The following is a 15,978-nucleotide window of genomic DNA, read 5'->3' as shown; positions in this document are numbered from 1 at the left end:
GGCGGCGCTGGGCGGGCGTGCTGGTGGCGCTGGCGGCCGGGGCCGCGCTGGTGACGGGGGCGACCATGGCGGTGCTACGCCTCACCGCCCCGCCGCCGCAGACCGGACGGCTGAGCGACGCGCTGGCCGGGATCTCGGTGGCGCTGCCGCAGGGGTGGCAGCCGGGGCCGGTCGCGCCGGTGACGGGGTTCACCTCGGTCATCAGGGACGGCGGCGGCGGGCTCGTCATGGCCAGGCCGGTCCCCGGGCCGGTCGAGAACGCGAAGAAGGCCACGGCGGAGGCGGCCGAGCTCTACTCCAGGCTCCTGCTCAAAGGCGACCGCGTGGCGATCGTCGATGACCGGCAGATCCCCGGCGGCCACACCCGTGCGCTGCGGGCGGAATATCAGGACGTGGTCAACCGGCCGGCCTTCCTCCGAGTGATGCTGCTCACTCGCGACGACAAGGCCGTGCTGCTGGTCGGGCTGCTCCAGCCGGAGGAAAACACCAGCAGGAAGGCGCTCGACTCGGTCATGACGAGCATCCGATAAGGCGCATAGCACGTAAGGAAGACCTTGGCCAGAATCCACGGCTCACGGCACGTCTTGTCGGTGGGCCCGATTACTCTTGGGTCACTGTGAGAGAGCGAAGCACACGAACCCCAGAGGTGATGCGGTGAGCACCTTCGCCGCGTCCCACCTTTCGCCTTCCTATCCCGACCGGGCCGCGTGGGGCACCGCCCCCAAACTGCGCGCCTGGCAGCAGCAGGCGTTCGACCTCTACTTCAGGCGCGAGCCGCGTGACTTCCTCACCGTGGCGACGCCGGGCGCGGGCAAGACGACCTACGCCCTGCGCATAGCCAGCGAGCTGCTCGCCAACGGGGTGATCAGGGCGGTCACGGTCGTGACGCCCACCGAGCACCTCAAGCGGCAGTGGGCCGACGCCGCCGGGAAGGTCGGCATCGGCATCGACCCGGAGTTCAAGAACAGCCAGGGCACCACCTCGCGCGACTACACGGGCGTCGCGGTGACCTATGCGCAGGTCGCCATGCACCCCGCCCTGCACAGGGCGCGCACGGAGGGGCGCAAGACGCTGGTGATCTTCGACGAGATCCACCACGCGGGCGACGCCAAGTCGTGGGGCGACGGCGTGCGCGAGGCGTTCGAGCCCGCCACCCGCAGGCTCCAGCTCACCGGCACGCCGTTCAGGTCCGACGACAACCCGATCCCGTTCGTCGGCTACGAGGAGGACGCTGAGGGCTTCAAGCGCAGCATCGCCGACTACTCCTACGGCTACGGCCCCGCCCTCGACGACGGCGTCGTGCGCCCGGTCATCTTCCTGGCCTACTCCGGCGAGATGAAGTGGCGCACCCGCGCGGGCGACGAGATCGCCGCCACGCTCGGCACCCCGCTCACCAAGGACCAGCTCTCGCAGGCGTGGCGGGCCGCGCTCGACCCCAAGGGCGACTGGATCCGCCAGGTCATGCAGGCCGCCGACCGCCGGCTGACGGAGGTGCGCAGGGGCGTTCCCGACGCGGGCGGCCTGGTCATCGCCACCGACCACGAGACCGCCCGCGCCTATGCCCGCCACCTGCGCAACATCACCGGCGAGGGCGCGACGGTGGTCCTGTCCGACGATCCCGGCGCGTCGAAGAAGATCAAGGCGTTCACGGCGTCCGAGGATCGCTGGCTGGTGGCCGTCCGCATGGTGTCGGAAGGCGTCGACATCCCTCGCCTGTGCGTGGGCGTCTACGCCACCTCGACCTCGACCCCGCTGTTCTTCGCCCAGGCGGTGGGCCGGTTCGTCCGGGCCCGCAAGCGCGGTGAGATGGCCTCGGTCTTCCTTCCCTCGGTGCCCACCCTCATGGGGCTGGCCAACGAGATGGAGGTGGAGCGCGACCACGTGCTCAACCGGAAGCCTCCGGAGGACGGGCTCGACGACAGCCTGCTCGACGACGCCAACCGGCAGAAGGACAATCCCGACGTTCTCGGCGACGAGCTGCCGTTCGAGACGATGGAGACCTCGGCGACGTTCGACCGGGTGCTGTTCGACGGGGGCGAGTTCGGCACCGGCGCCGAGGTCGGCTCGGCCGAGGAAGAAGACTTCCTCGGGCTGCCCGGCCTGCTGGAGCCCGACCAGGTGGCCACGCTGCTGCGCAAGCGGCAGTCGGATCAGCAGGCGGCCAAGCGCAAGCTGACCACCGACGAGCCGCAGGAGCGGCTGGCGCCGCACGAGCAGATCGCGGAGCTCAGGCGCGAGCTCAACGGCCTGGTGGGCGCCTGGAACCACCGCACGGGGCAGCCGCACGGCGTGATCCACTCGGAGCTGCGCCGGGCGTGCGGCGGGCCGCCGATCGCGCAGGCCACGGCCGAGCAGATCCAGGAGCGCATCGACACCATCCGCCGCTGGGCGACCCAACGCCGCTGACCGTGCACGCGGCCCCGATCCGGAGCAGCCGGGTGCGGGGCCGCTGACCGGAAACAGGGCCGGGGCGACCGAGGTGCGGGGCCGCTGACTCGTTGACGCGGGCCCGCGCCGGATGCGGGCCCGTGGGGCCGCGGCCGTCTCGTGAGCAGGCCCGGGGTGCGGGGCTGGAGGTCAGCCGGCGTGCCGGTCGTCGCTCTTCTCGGAATGGTCCTCGCCGAGCTGCCTGACCATGATGCGGCATAACTCGGGCCGCAGTTCGTGACCACCGTCAGGGCGGTATATGACCTCGGTCGTGGCCACCTCGCCGTGCGGCCATTCGATATATCCCCGGCGCCGGTACAACCGCCGCGCGGCGAAATTGTCCAGGCCCACGCCGAGCGCGACCTGTTCGTGGCCGATCGCGAAGAGCCGCTCCTCGGCCGACCACAAAAGCTCGCTCCCGATTCCCCTGTTACGCCGCCTGGGCAGAACTTCGAGATGCGTGAGCAACGCCACGCCAGGTAAATGAACGCGCAGCTCAGGCTCTTCCGCGGGCGCCAGCCAGACATAGACGTCGCCCACGGCCACGCCTCTTTCCCAGGCGACGAGGAGGAACCCGTGGCCGGCGTCCTGCCTGGTCAGGCGGTCGGAGAAATAGGCCCATTGGCCGAGTGACCGGACCATGGCAGGAAGCTCGGAATGGACGGCCTGGCGTATTTCGAGTGCCCCCACGGACGACAGATTCCCGGATGACGCGCACGCGAATCAACGGACCATATCCGCCGACGACCACCACCGCAATTGCCTGGCACCATCCTTGACCAGCCATTTCACCGCGTCCGTCGCGCTCGAGTCGAGCTGTGGAATCTTGGTGAGATGTGCCGTCCATTGCCGGCGGTCCACCACCCACGCCTTGAGATAACAGACGCAGAACTCCGGGTCGATCCGGTTGAGCCGGCCGAGCGCGGCCAGCAGCGAGTTCTCCACGGCCTGGCGGCTCAGCGTGGAACCCAGCGGCAGCCGCCGGACGCGGTGCAGCACGTCCTCGATGAACCCGCGGCGCCGGTTCAGGAATCTCCGCCAGTGCGCCGGGTCGGTCGCGGCCTGCCAGCCCCCGCTGTCGTCGCCGTCGAGCAGCCAGTAGACGCCTTCGGCCAGGACGTCGCCGAACTCCTGATCCCGGGCGCGAACTGGCTGGTCGAAAGGGTCGTACGGGCGCTGCGCCACCTTCCCCGTCACCGCGAGCCGGCGCAACGAGGTCTCGCCGAGCAGGTAGAACCAGTCCTCGTTGTAGATGTTGGGGAAGAACGAGGGGCTCCTGGTCGTCTCGACGGCCAGCGCGCCCCCGCCGACGAACGAGTCCTGCTGCCCGCCGGTCAGCCGGTGCGCGTGACACACCACCGAGTTGTCCGGATAGCCGCCGATGTTCATGCCGACCACGTCGTACGTGTCCAGCAGCGCCGCCGCCCGCGCGACCTCCTCGTGCCCCCCGACCTCGATGTCGTCGTCCAGGAACACGATGCGCTGCCAGCCCATCAGCCGGGCGAGGAGCAGGCCGGTGTTGCGCTTGGAGCTGAGGTCGGTCGTGCGGAAGAACGGCGTGGCCTTCAGCAGCGCCGTCGTCTCGAAGTCGGGCAGGTTGAGCCGGGCCGGGTTGTCGATGTCGATGGCGATGAAGCGGACGCCCTGCGGCATCAGGATGGCCGCGTTCTCGGCGCTGCTCCAGTTGCGGCTGTGCAGGGACACGAGCGGGCAGCCGAGCGCGGCGGCCAGCCGGGCGGCGTGCCGCAGCCAGCGGTGGTGCCTGATCGTGGGCACGACGATCGCGTCCACGACGCCGGGCCGCACGGGCGCGACTTCCGAGGGAAAGACGTCCACCAGGTGCCGATGGGAGCCGTGGTGGAGCTCCGTGCTCACCCGTCCGGTGCTCACCCGCTTTGTCTCAGTCTCAGTCTCCATGGGTGGGCTCCGACCATTCGTGCAGCCGCGCGGAGTCGAGCGTCCAGTCAGGCGTGACGACGACGTTGCCCGTGATCCTCACCCGGGCGAGGATGCCGTACGACTTCGCGTCGTCGAACCGCGCGCGTAGATATGTGGCGTTGCGCCGGCGGAACCGATCGTCGGTCAGGGCGCGGACCGCCCCATAGACACCTCTGGCGTACATTCCATTGCAAATGGTCAGAGTGCGTTCGACGTTGTCGGGATTGACGCCCCGGTAGAAGAAGGCGACGTCCTCCAGCAGTCGCAGGCTATCGCCTGTGCCCTTGACGACGGGGTAGTGCCTGCGCGTGTCGCGGCCCGCGCGGACCTCGAAGTAGGCGCCGTCGGCCTTGTCCCAGTCGGCCACCTGACGCACCGGGAGCGCGATCCGCTCCAGCATGGACGCGGTGGCCTCGTTGTAGTCGACCCCGCCCAGCAGCACCAGGTGGGTGGTGAGGTCGTCGGAGCGCAGGTCCTCGGCGGATCGGAGGGCGACCAGGCTGGTGGGGTTCGCGGCCCGGAGATGGCCGTGCAGCTCGAACAGGGAGTCGAGGTCGGAGTATCGGTAGAGCTCGATGTAGTCGGGCATCAGCGGCGACGCGTACGGGATCTTGGCCCGGTCCTCCTCCGGGACCTGGGAGCAGATGATCGTGATCGGCTCGCCGTCGCCGAACTGCAGCGGATCATCGTGGTGGCGGACCTGCGCCGGCGCCGGGCCGCCGCGCGCGCCGGAGCTGTGGAGCCGCAGCGCCTCCTGGCGCAGCCAGGTCAGCTCGGCGAGCAGCGTGCCGTGCGCGTCGGCCTCCTCCGGTGTCATCTCGGAGAGCGGGAGCACGCGGGTGTGCCCGTTGGAGACCGATCTGCGGGTGGCGAAGAACGCCGCGTACGTCTCCAGCCGGGCGGAGGGCGGGATGCTGCCGCGTCTCGACTCCCAGGACGAGATCAGCGGGACGCTCACCCCCAGCGCCTCGCCGAGCTGGGCCTGGGTGATCGGCTGATCAGGCCAGTGGCGGCTGCGGAGCTCGCGCAGTCGACGCGCCAGCGGGGTCCGCGCGTCATCGTCGACGCTCATGCCAGCCTCATTCGTGTGAACTTCAGGGAAGTCTAGTTAACCTCTGTACGGCGCTGGAGTCCATGAAGAATTCGCAGCTAGGCCCTAACGGAACGGCAACGTGCGAGAACAAACCCATAAGAGACTCCACTCTAGCCAGAAATCTGTGGCGAACGCGCGCGAATATCTGAGTTCAGGCAGGGGTAGGCCATAATAAAGAGAAGCTTCAGTTAAGTAGCTTAAGTTCACTGAATAGGGGAGGTGATACGCGGTGATAGCCAGGTGAGCCCCACCCGACCAAGAGCGGCATCCCACGCGGAAAGACCGCGGAGCACCTGATCGGCGCGAAGGTGCCCGCACCCGAGATTCTGTCAAGCGTCTCCGCAGCAGGGAAAGCATTCATGACCGTACTGACCCTCCACCTCTCGGTGGCACTTCCCGGTTCAGCCGACACCAAGCACGTGACCCTCCTCATCCTGGCAACCATGATCACACTGGCGCTCGCGGGCATCCGCGGACTGCTCCGGCGGACCCAGGTGGTCATGGTGATCACCGGCACGAGCGCGCTGCTCGTGGTCCTCTCCGTCCTGGTGGTCGCCTACCTGATCACCCTCGGAACCCCCTGAGGCCGCCGTCGCGCGCGGCGCTCCGCCCCCCAGCGCTGCGCGCGTAGAGGTCCGGCCCGAGCCGGGCAGTGCGAGAAGCCGCGAGTCACGTCCCCGTGACTCTGCCATTTGGTCACAGAGCAGTGACCTCCGGTTAGAAGCTCGACAGGAGTGGCAACAACCTCTCTTGGCTGTCTTGACACGCAGAAGGACTAAAGCCATGTCGTCTGAGGCCACCGGCAAGCCGGCGCTGAGCGTCACTTCCGGCCTCTCTCGAAACGCCATCATCATCAGGCTCGAAGGCGAGCTGGACGTCGACGCGGTGCCGGTGCTGCAAGAGCATCTGCAGCGCATCTGGGACCTGCCCCCCAAGCCCTTCCTGATCGTGGACCTCAGCGCGGTGACCTTCTGCGACTCGATGGGCATGAACGAGCTCATCAGCGTCATGCAGCGGTGCGAGGCCAGAGGCACCCGGCTGCTGCTCGGCGGCGTGCACGGCGTCATGGCGCGGGTGCTGTCGATCACCGGGCTCCGGCACGCGTTCGAGGTGTTCGCGCGCCTCGACGACGCGCTGCGGCTGTCGGTCGCGAGCACCTGAACGCGGCTCCGGGCCCGCGGTCAGGCCGGCCTGCGGGCCAGCAGGCACGCCTGCTGAGTGGGCTCCGTGCTCCCCTCCATGGGCTCGCGCACCAGCTGGGCCGTCATCGCGAACCCGGCCTTGACCAGAAGGTCCGCGACGTGGTCCGGGCGGCGGCGATGGAACTCCAGGTCGATCCGGCGGCCGAAGCGCTCGGTCAGGTGCTTGCGCTCGTCACCGACCTGGAAGGCGACCAGCAGATGCCCGCCAGGGGCCAGCACCCGGTGGAACTCCGCGAACGCCCCGGGCAGGCGGTCCTCCGGGAGGTGGATGATCGAGTAGTTGGCCACGAGCCCGCCGAGCCCGCCGTCGGGAAGGTCGAGCGCCAGCATCGAGCCCACCTCGAACCGCAGCCCCGGGTGCGTGCGCCGGGCCAGCGCCACCATCTCCGGCGACAGGTCCACCCCGAACACCTCCAGCCCGAGCCCGTGCAGGTGCTCGGTGACGCGCCCCGGCCCCGACCCGATGTCCGCCACAGGACCGCCGCCGGCCCGGACGAGCTCGGCGAACGCGGCGAACATCGCCCGGTCCAGCGGCTTGCCCGCCAGCTCGTGGTGGAAGATCTTGGCGTATTCGGCGGCCACGGCGTCGTACGAGGCCCGGGTGCTGCGCAGGAAGTCGGGTTCGGTCATGGCGGAGAACCCTATTCCAGGCGGCGCGGGTCATTTCGCTAGCGGCTCGTGGAGGCCGGCGCCGGGATCCGCCGTCCGGTGCGCCCGTCCACCGGGATGTATCCGGGCTTGACGTGGAAGGGGACGGTCAGCGTGGCCTCGCCGTCCTCGACGCGTACGGGCAGGGTGAACACGTGCTTGTGCCCCGGCGCGTGCGCCGGCCGGCGCGCGTCGAGCCGCGGGTCCTCGCGCAGCCAGACCAGCACCTTCCTGCCCTGGGTACGGACGGCGGCCTCGGCGGTGCCGCACTCCCGCGGCCCGGCCGCCCACGTCAGCACGAGATCCTTGCCCGCCCGGGCGGACCGGGGGACCGGGAACCCCGCCTCGCAGGCGCGCGGCGCGGCCGGCAGCGCGTGCGCCACCGCGGGCCGGAACGGGGTGGACGGGTGAAGGGCGGAGTCCATCGTGAACGTGGCGCACTCCAGCAGCGCCAGCGTCACGACCGCGCCCGCTCGCTCCCGGTTGGTGCCCTTGACGAGCAGCCACAGGCTGAGCGGGGCCAGGAGGAGCCAGGCCACACCAAGTGAGACGGCCAGCATGGAGAACTCCCGCGAGTCAGAGAACAGTTGACTCTCCGTATTACTCCGGCGTCGGAGAGGGTTCGCCCTCTTGGATATCACATCACCGCAGAGTTGCGAACTGTGTACTCTTCGCGATCAACGAAGCCCACGCCCGCCCGGGAGCCCGGCCTGGCGGCGTCTCAGCCGAGCAGGGGCGCTCCGCGAAGGACGGCGCCCGCGTCCTTCATCTCGGCCAGGGCCGCCTCGGTCGTGGTGGGCGAGACGCCCGCCGTCAGATCCAGCAGCACCCGCACCGCCAGCCCGTTCTTGACCGCGTCGAGCGCCGTGGCCCGCACGCAGTGGTCGGTGGCGATGCCCACCACGTCCACCTCGTGCACCCCGCGCTCACTGAGCCAGTCGGCCAGCGCCACCCCGTCTCCCGACGTGCCCTCGAACCCGCTGTAGGCCGCCTCGTAGGCGCCCTTGCTGAAGACCTCCTCCACCCCGGCGACGTCGAACGACGGATGGAAGTCCGCGCCCGGGGTGCCGGCCACGCAGTGCGCGGGCCAGGTGGAGACATAGTCGGGCCTGGCGGAGAAGTGGTCGCCCGGCTGCACGTGGTGGTCGCGGGTCGCCACCACGTGGTCGTAGCCGTGCTCGGCCACGTGGCGGGTGATCGCCGCCGCCACCTCCGAGCCGCCGGCCACGGCCAGGCTGCCGCCCTCGCAGAAGTCGTTCTGCACATCGACGATGATCAACGCGGTGCCCATATGTAGCACGATACGTCAGGCGAATTCCGTGGGGATCGCCGCGTACCCCCTGCCCAGGTGCAGGGCGTCCTGGGGGAGTGTGGCGACGGCCTGCGCGTGCCGGGCGCGGGCGGCGGTCAGCGGCTCCCTGCCGACGACCACTCCGTCGCGGACCAGCTCGTGCAGCAGGGGTGTGCCGCCTTCGGGGGCGAGCCCGCCGGTGGTGATCAGCTCGGTGTCGGCGTGGCCCGACTCGTCCATCAGCCGGTACGCCTCCTTGCGGCCCCCGCGCGACGGCTTGCCCACCGAGCGCTTGGCCACGGCCTCCAGCTTGCCCGTGGCCGTCTCCCGCGCCACCAGCTTGTAGACCAGCGCGGCCGTGGGGACGCCCGAGCCGGTCACGAGGGAGGTGCCCACGCCGTAGCCGTCCACGGGGGCGGCGGCGAGCGCGGCGATGGCGTACTCGTCCAGGTCCGAGGTGACCAGGATGCGGGTGTTGAAGGCGCCGAGCGCGTCGAGCTGCTCGCGCACCTCCTGCGCCGCCGCGGCCAGGTCGCCCGAGTCGATGCGGACCGCGCCCAGCTTGGGCCCGGCCAGCTCGACGGCCGTGCGCACCGCCTCCGGCACGTCGTAGGTGTCCACCAGCAGCGTCGTCTCCGGGCCGAGGGTGGCGATCTGGGCCTCGAACGCCGCCCGCTCCGAGTCGTGCAGGAGCGTGAACGCGTGCGCGGCCGTACCGGCCGTGGGGACGCCGTACACGTGTCCGGCCATCAGGTTGGAGGTGGAGGCGAACCCGGCGATGTACGCGGCCCGTGCGGCGGCCACGGCGGCCCTCTCATGCGTACGGCGCGAGCCCATCTCGATGAGCGGCCGGGTGCCCGCCGCGTTGACCATGCGTGAGGCGGCCGAGGCGATCGCGCAGTCGTGGTTCAGTATCGACAGCGCGATGGTCTCCAGCAGCACGGCCTCCGCGAACGTGCCCTCCACGACCATGATCGGGGAGGCGGGGAAGTACAGATCGCCCTCGCGATAGCCGTAGATGCTCCCGGAAAACCGGTAATCGGCGAGAAACGCCAGAGTGGCATCGTCGACGACCTGATTCTGGCGCAGGTAGGTGAGCTCCTCGTCACCGAAACGAAAGCGATCCAGCTCGTCCAGGACACGTCCCGTACCGGCGACAACACCGTAGCGCCGCCCGCCCGGCAGGTGCCGGGCGAACACCTCGAAAACGGCGCGCCGGTGCGCCGCCCCGCTCCGGAGGGCGGCCTGCAGCATCGTCAGCTCATAGTGATCTGTGAGCAACGCAGTGCTCATGGTCATTGTCACGACTCGAAGACTACGGCTCAGATAGGGCAGACTCGGGGATGTGGGTAGCACCGCTCCAATCGCCGTCGAGCGTCCGTCATCGGACGTCCGGCCTGATCTGCCGTGGGTGACCATCGTCTGGAACGACCCGGTCAACCTCATGTCCTATGTGACCTATGTCTTCCAAACGGTCTTCGGCTACACCAAGGAGAAGGCCGAGAAACTCATGCTGGACGTGCACCACAAGGGCAAGGCGGTCGTGTCCAGCGGCACACGTGAAGAGATGGAACGCGATGTGCAGATTCTCCACTCCTACGGCCTCTGGGCGACGGTCCAGCCGGATTCGGTCAAGTGAGGCGGCACTGGTGAGCTCGGGGTTCTCGCAGGGCAGGGGCGGCGCGGTCATCGCGGAGTTCGAGGCGGCGGAGGTCTCGCTGCTGCGTTCGCTGGTCTCGATGATGCTCGGCCTGGTCTCGCCGGGGGAGACGAGCGACGACCCGCTGGAGCGCGCTCTGGGCATCGGGGAGGCCGCGAAGCCGTCGGACCCGGTGCTGGCGCGGCTGTTCCCCTCGGCGTACGAGGACGACAAGGAAGCCGCCGAGTTCCGCCGCTACACCGAGGCCACGCTGCGCGACGGCAAGCGGGCCGACGCGCAGACCGTCTTCGACACCGCCAAGTCCGGCCGCGCCGAGCTCACGCCCGAGCAGGCCCAGGCGTGGCTGCGCGCGCTCAACGACGTACGCCTGACGCTCGGCGTCAAGCTCGACGTGACCGAGGAGGTCCACGACGAGATCGCCCTGATGTCCGAGGACGACCCCCGATACCCCGCCTTCGTCACCTACGACTGGCTGACCTACCTCCAGGACAGCCTGGTGCGGGCCCTCTGGTAATTTCCGGGCATGCTGTCGATCTCGCAGGAACTGGTGGACAAGATCGTCGCGCACGCACGGGCCGATCATCCCGACGAGGCGTGCGGCGTCATCGCGGGCAAGGGCGGCGTGCCCGAGCGGTTCGTCCCGATGGAGAACGCCGAGCGTTCGCCCACCTTCTACCGCTTCGACTCGATGGAGCAGCTGCGGGTCTGGCGGGAGATGGACGACCGCGACGAGGAGCCCGTCGTGATCTACCACTCCCACACGGCCACCGAGGCCTATCCGTCGCGTACGGACGTGTCCTACGCCTCCGAGCCCGAGGCCCACTACGTCCTGGTCTCCACGCGGGAAGAGGACGAGACGGAGTTCCGGTCGTACCGGATCCTCGACGGGGTGATTACGGAGGAAGAGGTAAGATTTCTCCCATGATGGTCAGGGCTGTGCAGAGCTTCCTCTTCGCGCATACTCCCACCGTCGTCGTCTACGACTGTCGCTGACCTGGAATCCACATCCAGCCGTCGGCGTTGCTGCCGATGGGACGAAGACATGACCTGAGGAGACTGACCGCGATGGCCATCGAGGTTCGCATTCCGACCATCCTGCGCACTTACACCGACGGCGCCAAGGCCGTCGACGCCGAGGGCGCCACCCTCGAAGAGCTGATCAGCAATCTTGAGTCGCGGCACCCCGGCATCAAGGACCGCCTGGTGGACCAGGGCGCCCTACGCCGTTTCGTCAACGTCTACCTGAACGACGAGGACGTGCGTTTCCTGGGCGGCCTCGGCACGCCCGTTTCCGACGGTGACACGGTGACCGTGCTCCCCGCCGTGGCCGGCGGGTGACATGCGGTTCGACTCGCTGATCGACTCCGTCGGCGGCACCCCGCTCGTCGGGCTGCCGAGGCTGTCGCCGTCCGCCGACGTGCGGATCTGGGCGAAGCTCGAAGACCGCAACCCCACGGGGTCGATCAAGGACAGGCCCGCGCTCTGGATGATCCAGGAGGCGGAGAAGGACGGGCTGCTCACGCCCGGCTGCACGATCCTGGAGCCCACCAGCGGCAACACCGGCATCTCGCTCGCGATGTCGGCCAAGCTCAAGGGCTACAAGCTCATCTGCGTGATGCCGGAGAACACCTCGGAGGAGCGGCGGCAGCTCCTGCGCATGTGGGGCGCGCAGATCATCTCCTCGCCGGCCGCCGGCGGCTCCAACGAGGCCGTGCGCGTCGCCAAGGAGCTGGCCGCCCAGAACCCCTCCTGGGTGATGCTCTACCAGTACGGCAACCCGGCCAACTGGCGCTCCCACTACGAGAGCACCGGCCCGGAGATCCTGGAGGATCTGCCCGGGATCACCCACTTCGTGGCCGGGCTCGGCACGACGGGGACGCTGATGGGCGTCGGGCGGTTCCTGCGCGAGCGGGTGCCCGGCGTGCAGATCGTCGCCGCCGAGCCGCGCTACGGCGAGCTGGTCTACGGGCTGCGCAACGTGGACGAGGGCTTCATCCCCGAGCTCTACGACGAGTCCGTGCTGACCACCCGCTTCTCGGTCGGCTCGGCCGACGCGCTGCGGCGCACCCGCGAGCTGCTGACCTCGGAGGGCATCTTCGCCGGGGTCTCGACGGGCGCGGCCCTGCACGCGGCGCTGGGGGTGGCACAGAAGGCGGTCAAGGCGGGAGAAAGCGCCGACATCGCGTTCGTGGTCGCCGACGGCGGCTGGAAATACCTGTCCACGGGCGCCTACGAGGGCACCCTGGAAGAGGCGGAAGAGCGGCTGGAAGGCCAGCTTTGGGCCTGAGGACGACGTGCGGAGGGGCGGCCGGTTCTTCGGGAACCGGCCGCCCCTCGCCGTTCGGGTCGTGACCCGCTAGTTCACCAGGAGCCGGAGCGAGAACGACGCCTCGCTGTCGCTCAGCTTGCCGCTCAGGCCGACGGCCTTGAGCACCTGGGCGTTGGCCTTGTCGTCGCCCGACATCGAGTTGAGGTAGAGGTTCTCCACCTTGTCCAGATCCACGAAGAGCGCGTAGCTGGCGTCGTCCGCGTCGGCGATGGCCGTCTTGAACGTCTCCGACTCGCCCAGCGTGCCCTCCTCCGCGAGCTTCTTGGCGTACTCGTCCGTCGTCGCCACGGTGAACACGCCGTCGCCGGCGACCTTGGCGATCTGCGGCGCGGGCTGGCCGCTGGCGGTCATCGCCTGTTGGATCTTGTCGACGATCGCCTGCGCCTTGGCCGGGTCGGTGACGATGCGCACGCCGCCCTTGATCTGGTCGCTGTCCAGGCCCTGGCTGTCCACGGCGATCGTGAGGTTCTGGCCGACGGCCGTGGCCAGGTCGCCGGGCAGCTCCAGCCCGTACTGCGTCTTGGCGGAATCGAGGAGCTGCTTGACCTCCGCGGCCCCCGCCGCCGTGGCCTGCTTCTCGATCTCGGCCCACTGCTTCTTGACGATCTGGTCGAGGCCGGAGATCGACAGGGCGCCGGCCGTGGTGCCGGGCAGCGTGCCGATGTTCGCCACGGGCAGGTCGCCCTCCGGGGTCATCCCCTTGGCGCCCCGTACGACGCCGGCCAGCTCGACGTAGGCGCTGTCGAAGCGCAGCGCGCCGGCGAACCGGGCGTTCTTGATCTTGTCGAGGTACGCCGCCTGGTCGGCGGTGACCTCCTTCTTGGCCAGGTCCATCAGGCCGCCGAGGTCGGCCCAGAACGACAGAACGCCCTGCTCGCCCACCGCGCCCATGTCGTCGCTGAACTCGGCGTTGTCGGCGAGGCTGCCGTCGGCCTGCGCGTACTTGTCGGCGAGCTGCTGCGTCTCGGTGATCAGCGCGTAGTCGTCGCGGAAGGCGATGCCGTACTTGTCGCCGTCCATGAGCTTGGCGATGCCGGTCTTGGCCTGCGCCTCGTCCTTGATCTGCACGGCCACCGCGTAGTCGGGCTCCTCCTTGCCGGAGGGGACGGCGGCGACGCCGATCCGGTTGCCCAGCCACGGGTCGACGTCCTTGGCGAAGTCGACCTTGTTGTCGGAGTCGGCGTTGAGAGAGTCGAACAGCGCCTTGCGCGGGTCCTCGCCGGAGAAGGACTCCTTGGTGACCGTGAACTTCCTGGCCAGCTGGAACAGCGCCAGCTTCTGGTTCGCGGCCGGGTCCAGGTCGATCCGGGCGTAGGCGATCGAGTTGACGGGCAGGACGTCGTTCGGCTGCGTGCCGCCGCCGCCGATGGCGCCGACCGCCCACACCGCGCCGCCGCCGAGCAGCACCACCGCGAGCGCCGCCGCGGCGGCGATCACCCAGGTCTTGCGGCCCTTCTTGGCCGGCTCGCCGGGGCCGAAGCCCTCGGGGCCCTGCTGCTGCCAGCCGCCCTGCGCGTACTGGTCCTGCGGCCAGCCCTGCTGCTCCTGCTGCCAGCCCTGCTGAGGTTGCTGTTGCTGCTGCCAGCTCTGCTCCTGCTGCCAGCCGCCCTGCGCGTACTGGTCCTGCGGCTGCTGCTGGCCCTGCTGCCAGTTCGGCTGACTCGGCTGGCTCGGCTGGCTGTAGCCCTGCTGGCCATATCCTTGCTGGCCGTACCCCTGCTGGCTGTATCCCTGCTGGTCGTAGCCTTGCTGAGCGCCGTAGGAAGGCTGCTGGCCGTAGGCCGGCTGCGGGTTGTACGGCTGCTGCTGGTGGCCATAGGACGGCTGCTGCTGACCATAGCCCCCCTGCCCTTGCGCGGGCTGCTGGCCGTACTGGTCCTGCTGCTGGTATGGCTGCTGCGGCGGGTACGGCTGTGACAGCGGCATCGTCTCGGGGTGCTCCTGCTGCTGCCCCTGATTCCAGTTGTACGCCGTGGTCCGGTCAGGATCCTGGCCATATGGGGGATTATTCGCAGACATCACTCAACTCACAATGTGGACTTTTGACCACAGAGAAGGTAGCTGATGTTGCTAGATGGCCGCTTGCAATGTACTGAAGTTCGATTCAGACCCGGCTGAGCTCATTTCTGAGCACGTCGATGTGCACCTCGCCGCCGCCGTAGTCGGCCACGCTCTCCCACGGCACGAACGTGCACCCCGCGTAGACGATCCGCGCCAGCATCCGTGAGAACCACGCGGAGCGTCCATGGCGGTCGCGCGTGAGGCCGAGCAGGAGCGGAGCACGCAGGCTCGAGACGACGAGACCGTAGACCGTGTGGCTCTGCTGAAGCTCGCCCTTGTGCTTCACCACCCGGATGTCCACCACGAAACCGACCCACACCCCATTGGAGTCCCAGACGGACTGACCGATGAGTTCGGTGACACTTGCCATGATCGAACTTTCTCAGTCGAATCACGTTTTCGCAGGTAGGCGCGCTGATAGCGGGATGCCGCCGGACAGATCCCGGTACTGCGCTAGGCCGCCGGGCGCGGCCCGCCGTAAGGTATGGGGTTACTAGAATATAGTTCCAGATTTGAGGCAGGCGCGGATGACCAAGTTCGACGAGGCCACGCAGGCGATCCGGGTCGACGAGAACACCTATGACGTGTGCCTGGACCCCGGCTATTCGATCGGCGGCCCGCTCAACGGCGGCTACCTGATGGCCGTGATCCTGCGGGCGGCGGTGGACGCCACCCCGTTCGAGCACCCGGTGAGCACGACCGCGCAGTTCCTGAAGGCGCCGGTCCCCGGGCCCGCGCAGGTCAGGGTGGAGCCGCTCAAGGCGGGCAGGACGGCCGCCTTCGCCCGGGCCACGCTCGTGCAGGACGGCACGGCGAAGATCGAGGGCCTGATCACCACCGCCACGCTCAACGAGGTGGAGCCGGTCTACGCCGACGCGCCGTCCGCCGCCATGCCGCCGATCGAGGAGTGCGTCAAGCTGCCGATCCCCAAGCCGGAGTCGGGCATGACGCTGAACGCCCAGATGGAGCTGCTCTTCGACCCGCCCACGATCGGCTGGCTGAAGGGCGAGCCGTCCGGCCGGCCGGAGTCGCGGGCGTACTTCAGGATGACCGAGCCCCAGGACGCGGACCCGTACGTGCTGGCGCTGGCCGTGGACGCGCTGCCCCCCGTGGTGTTCTCGGCCGGCATGCGGGGCTGGGCGCCCACCGTGGACCTCACCTGGCACCTGCGCGCCCTGCCCGCGCCCGGCTGGCTCACCCTGCTCGGCAGCGGGCGGCTGATCTCCGACGGGTGGTTCGACGAGGAGGTCGAGGTGCGCGACTCGACCGGCCGGCTCGTCGCCCAGGCGCGCCAGCTCGCCCGGGTGGGACGCGGCTGAGCGCCTCTCA

Annotated in this window: 19 protein-coding genes; 10 read left to right on the top strand and 9 right to left on the bottom strand. The window is 69.3% G+C overall.

Annotation, left to right across the window (positions count from 1 at the left end):
• Positions 1-530, top strand: a 530-nt coding sequence (locus tag ETD85_RS62920; protein WP_170246545.1) for a hypothetical protein, incomplete at its 5' end; no start/stop codon positions are given.
• Between the two features lie 124 nt (positions 531-654).
• Positions 655-2,406, top strand: a complete 1,752-nt coding sequence (locus tag ETD85_RS07180; RefSeq protein ID WP_206058146.1) for a DEAD/DEAH box helicase — start codon at positions 655-657, stop codon at positions 2,404-2,406.
• Between the two features lie 171 nt (positions 2,407-2,577).
• Here ETD85_RS07180 and ETD85_RS07175 read toward each other — a convergent pair whose 3' ends face one another.
• The 3 genes from ETD85_RS07175 to ETD85_RS07165 all read right to left on the bottom strand — a co-directional run bounded on the left by ETD85_RS07175 (position 2,578) and on the right by ETD85_RS07165 (position 5,437).
• A complete protein-coding gene (locus tag ETD85_RS07175; protein ID WP_138688806.1) occupies positions 2,578-3,069 on the bottom strand; it encodes a GNAT family N-acetyltransferase in 492 nt (163 codons plus the stop codon).
• A gap of 81 nt (positions 3,070-3,150) precedes the next feature.
• Positions 3,151-4,344: a hypothetical protein gene (locus tag ETD85_RS07170; RefSeq protein WP_138688805.1), complete on the bottom strand. Its 1,194-nt coding sequence runs from the start codon at positions 4,342-4,344 to the stop codon at positions 3,151-3,153.
• Positions 4,334-5,437, bottom strand: a complete 1,104-nt coding sequence (locus ETD85_RS07165) for a helix-turn-helix domain-containing protein (protein WP_138688804.1) — start codon at positions 5,435-5,437, stop codon at positions 4,334-4,336. The genes ETD85_RS07170 and ETD85_RS07165 overlap by 11 nt, the downstream gene beginning before the upstream one ends.
• 380 nt (positions 5,438-5,817) lie before the next feature.
• On the opposite strand from ETD85_RS07165, the gene ETD85_RS07160 reads away from it, so the two are divergent.
• Positions 5,818-6,042: a hypothetical protein gene (locus tag ETD85_RS07160; RefSeq protein WP_138688803.1), complete on the top strand. Its 225-nt coding sequence runs from the start codon at positions 5,818-5,820 to the stop codon at positions 6,040-6,042.
• Positions 6,043-6,241: 199 nt separating this feature from the next.
• The gene (locus tag ETD85_RS07155) at positions 6,242-6,619 is read left to right on the top strand and encodes an STAS domain-containing protein (protein WP_138688802.1); all 378 of its coding nucleotides are present in this window, start codon (positions 6,242-6,244) and stop codon (positions 6,617-6,619) included.
• 20 nt (positions 6,620-6,639) lie between these two features.
• Here ETD85_RS07155 and ETD85_RS07150 read toward each other — a convergent pair whose 3' ends face one another.
• The 4 genes from ETD85_RS07150 to ETD85_RS07135 form a co-directional block, all read right to left on the bottom strand.
• Entirely contained in the window at positions 6,640-7,290 is a 651-nt protein-coding gene (locus tag ETD85_RS07150; RefSeq protein WP_138688801.1) for a class I SAM-dependent DNA methyltransferase, read from the bottom strand.
• 38 nt (positions 7,291-7,328) lie between these two features.
• Positions 7,329-7,868 carry a hypothetical protein gene (locus ETD85_RS07145; protein WP_138688800.1) on the bottom strand — a complete coding sequence of 180 codons (540 nt, stop codon included), beginning with the start codon at positions 7,866-7,868 and terminating at the stop codon, positions 7,329-7,331.
• 161 nt (positions 7,869-8,029) lie between these two features.
• Positions 8,030-8,599 carry a nicotinamidase gene (locus ETD85_RS07140; protein ID WP_138688799.1) on the bottom strand — a complete coding sequence of 190 codons (570 nt, stop codon included), beginning with the start codon at positions 8,597-8,599 and terminating at the stop codon, positions 8,030-8,032.
• 15 nt (positions 8,600-8,614) lie between these two features.
• On the bottom strand, positions 8,615-9,898 hold the full coding sequence (locus ETD85_RS07135; RefSeq protein ID WP_206058145.1) for a nicotinate phosphoribosyltransferase: 1,284 nt from the start codon (positions 9,896-9,898) through the stop codon (positions 8,615-8,617).
• Positions 9,899-9,944: 46 nt separating this feature from the next.
• Between ETD85_RS07135 and clpS the strand changes: the two genes are divergently transcribed.
• From clpS to ETD85_RS07110, 5 genes are all read left to right on the top strand, one after another.
• Entirely contained in the window at positions 9,945-10,238 is a 294-nt protein-coding gene (gene clpS, locus ETD85_RS07130; protein WP_138688797.1) for an ATP-dependent Clp protease adapter ClpS, read from the top strand.
• A gap of 10 nt (positions 10,239-10,248) precedes the next feature.
• Positions 10,249-10,773: a DUF2017 domain-containing protein gene (locus ETD85_RS07125; RefSeq protein ID WP_138688796.1), complete on the top strand. Its 525-nt coding sequence runs from the start codon at positions 10,249-10,251 to the stop codon at positions 10,771-10,773.
• A 9-nt stretch (positions 10,774-10,782) separates the two neighbouring features.
• Positions 10,783-11,184: a M67 family metallopeptidase gene (locus ETD85_RS07120; RefSeq protein ID WP_138688795.1), complete on the top strand. Its 402-nt coding sequence runs from the start codon at positions 10,783-10,785 to the stop codon at positions 11,182-11,184.
• A 140-nt stretch (positions 11,185-11,324) separates the two neighbouring features.
• Positions 11,325-11,597: a MoaD/ThiS family protein gene (locus tag ETD85_RS07115; RefSeq protein WP_138688794.1), complete on the top strand. Its 273-nt coding sequence runs from the start codon at positions 11,325-11,327 to the stop codon at positions 11,595-11,597.
• A 1-nt stretch (position 11,598) separates the two neighbouring features.
• On the top strand, positions 11,599-12,546 hold the full coding sequence (locus ETD85_RS07110; protein WP_138688793.1) for a PLP-dependent cysteine synthase family protein: 948 nt from the start codon (positions 11,599-11,601) through the stop codon (positions 12,544-12,546).
• A gap of 69 nt (positions 12,547-12,615) precedes the next feature.
• Here the strand turns inward: ETD85_RS07110 and ETD85_RS07105 are convergent, their stop codons facing one another.
• Together ETD85_RS07105 and ETD85_RS07100 are read right to left on the bottom strand one after the other, a co-directional pair.
• The gene (locus tag ETD85_RS07105) at positions 12,616-14,607 is read right to left on the bottom strand and encodes a hypothetical protein (protein WP_138688814.1); all 1,992 of its coding nucleotides are present in this window, start codon (positions 14,605-14,607) and stop codon (positions 12,616-12,618) included.
• 85 nt (positions 14,608-14,692) lie between these two features.
• On the bottom strand, positions 14,693-15,019 hold the full coding sequence (locus tag ETD85_RS07100) for a hypothetical protein (RefSeq protein ID WP_138688792.1): 327 nt from the start codon (positions 15,017-15,019) through the stop codon (positions 14,693-14,695).
• 157 nt (positions 15,020-15,176) lie between these two features.
• Here ETD85_RS07100 and ETD85_RS07095 point away from each other — a divergent pair, with 157 nt between their 5' ends.
• Positions 15,177-15,968, top strand: coding sequence for a thioesterase family protein (locus tag ETD85_RS07095; RefSeq protein ID WP_138688791.1), 792 nt, complete (start codon positions 15,177-15,179; stop codon positions 15,966-15,968).
• Positions 15,969-15,978 lie beyond the last annotated feature (10 nt).

Origin of the sequence: Nonomuraea zeae, from assembly GCF_005889725.1 — a bacterium.
GTDB classification, from domain to species: Bacteria; Actinomycetota; Actinomycetes; order Streptosporangiales; family Streptosporangiaceae; genus Nonomuraea; species Nonomuraea zeae.
The sequence above is the reverse complement of the archived record's forward strand: the minus strand, read 5'-3'. Positions and strand labels throughout refer to the sequence as shown.

Bases quoted from the DNA above. Each gene is read 5' to 3' on its own strand.
- ETD85_RS07175 (WP_138688806.1), bottom strand. From the start codon at position 3,069: ATGGTCCGGTCACTCGGCCAATGGGCCTATTTCTCCGACCGCCTGACC.
- ETD85_RS07170 (WP_138688805.1), bottom strand. From the start codon at position 4,344: ATGGAGACTGAGACTGAGACAAAGCGGGTGAGCACCGGACGGGTGAGC.
- ETD85_RS07165 (WP_138688804.1), bottom strand. From the start codon at position 5,437: ATGAGCGTCGACGATGACGCGCGGACCCCGCTGGCGCGTCGACTGCGC.
- ETD85_RS07160 (WP_138688803.1), top strand. From the start codon at position 5,818: ATGACCGTACTGACCCTCCACCTCTCGGTGGCACTTCCCGGTTCAGCC.
- ETD85_RS07155 (WP_138688802.1), top strand. From the start codon at position 6,242: ATGTCGTCTGAGGCCACCGGCAAGCCGGCGCTGAGCGTCACTTCCGGC.
- ETD85_RS07150 (WP_138688801.1), bottom strand. From the start codon at position 7,290: ATGACCGAACCCGACTTCCTGCGCAGCACCCGGGCCTCGTACGACGCC.
- ETD85_RS07145 (WP_138688800.1), bottom strand. From the start codon at position 7,868: ATGCTGGCCGTCTCACTTGGTGTGGCCTGGCTCCTCCTGGCCCCGCTC.
- ETD85_RS07140 (WP_138688799.1), bottom strand. From the start codon at position 8,599: ATGGGCACCGCGTTGATCATCGTCGATGTGCAGAACGACTTCTGCGAG.
- ETD85_RS07135 (WP_206058145.1), bottom strand. From the start codon at position 9,898: ATGACCATGAGCACTGCGTTGCTCACAGATCACTATGAGCTGACGATG.
- ETD85_RS07120 (WP_138688795.1), top strand. From the start codon at position 10,783: ATGCTGTCGATCTCGCAGGAACTGGTGGACAAGATCGTCGCGCACGCA.
- ETD85_RS07115 (WP_138688794.1), top strand. From the start codon at position 11,325: ATGGCCATCGAGGTTCGCATTCCGACCATCCTGCGCACTTACACCGAC.
- ETD85_RS07110 (WP_138688793.1), top strand. From the start codon at position 11,599: ATGCGGTTCGACTCGCTGATCGACTCCGTCGGCGGCACCCCGCTCGTC.
- ETD85_RS07105 (WP_138688814.1), bottom strand. From the start codon at position 14,607: ATGTCTGCGAATAATCCCCCATATGGCCAGGATCCTGACCGGACCACG.
- ETD85_RS07100 (WP_138688792.1), bottom strand. From the start codon at position 15,019: ATGGCAAGTGTCACCGAACTCATCGGTCAGTCCGTCTGGGACTCCAAT.
- ETD85_RS07095 (WP_138688791.1), top strand. From the start codon at position 15,177: ATGACCAAGTTCGACGAGGCCACGCAGGCGATCCGGGTCGACGAGAAC.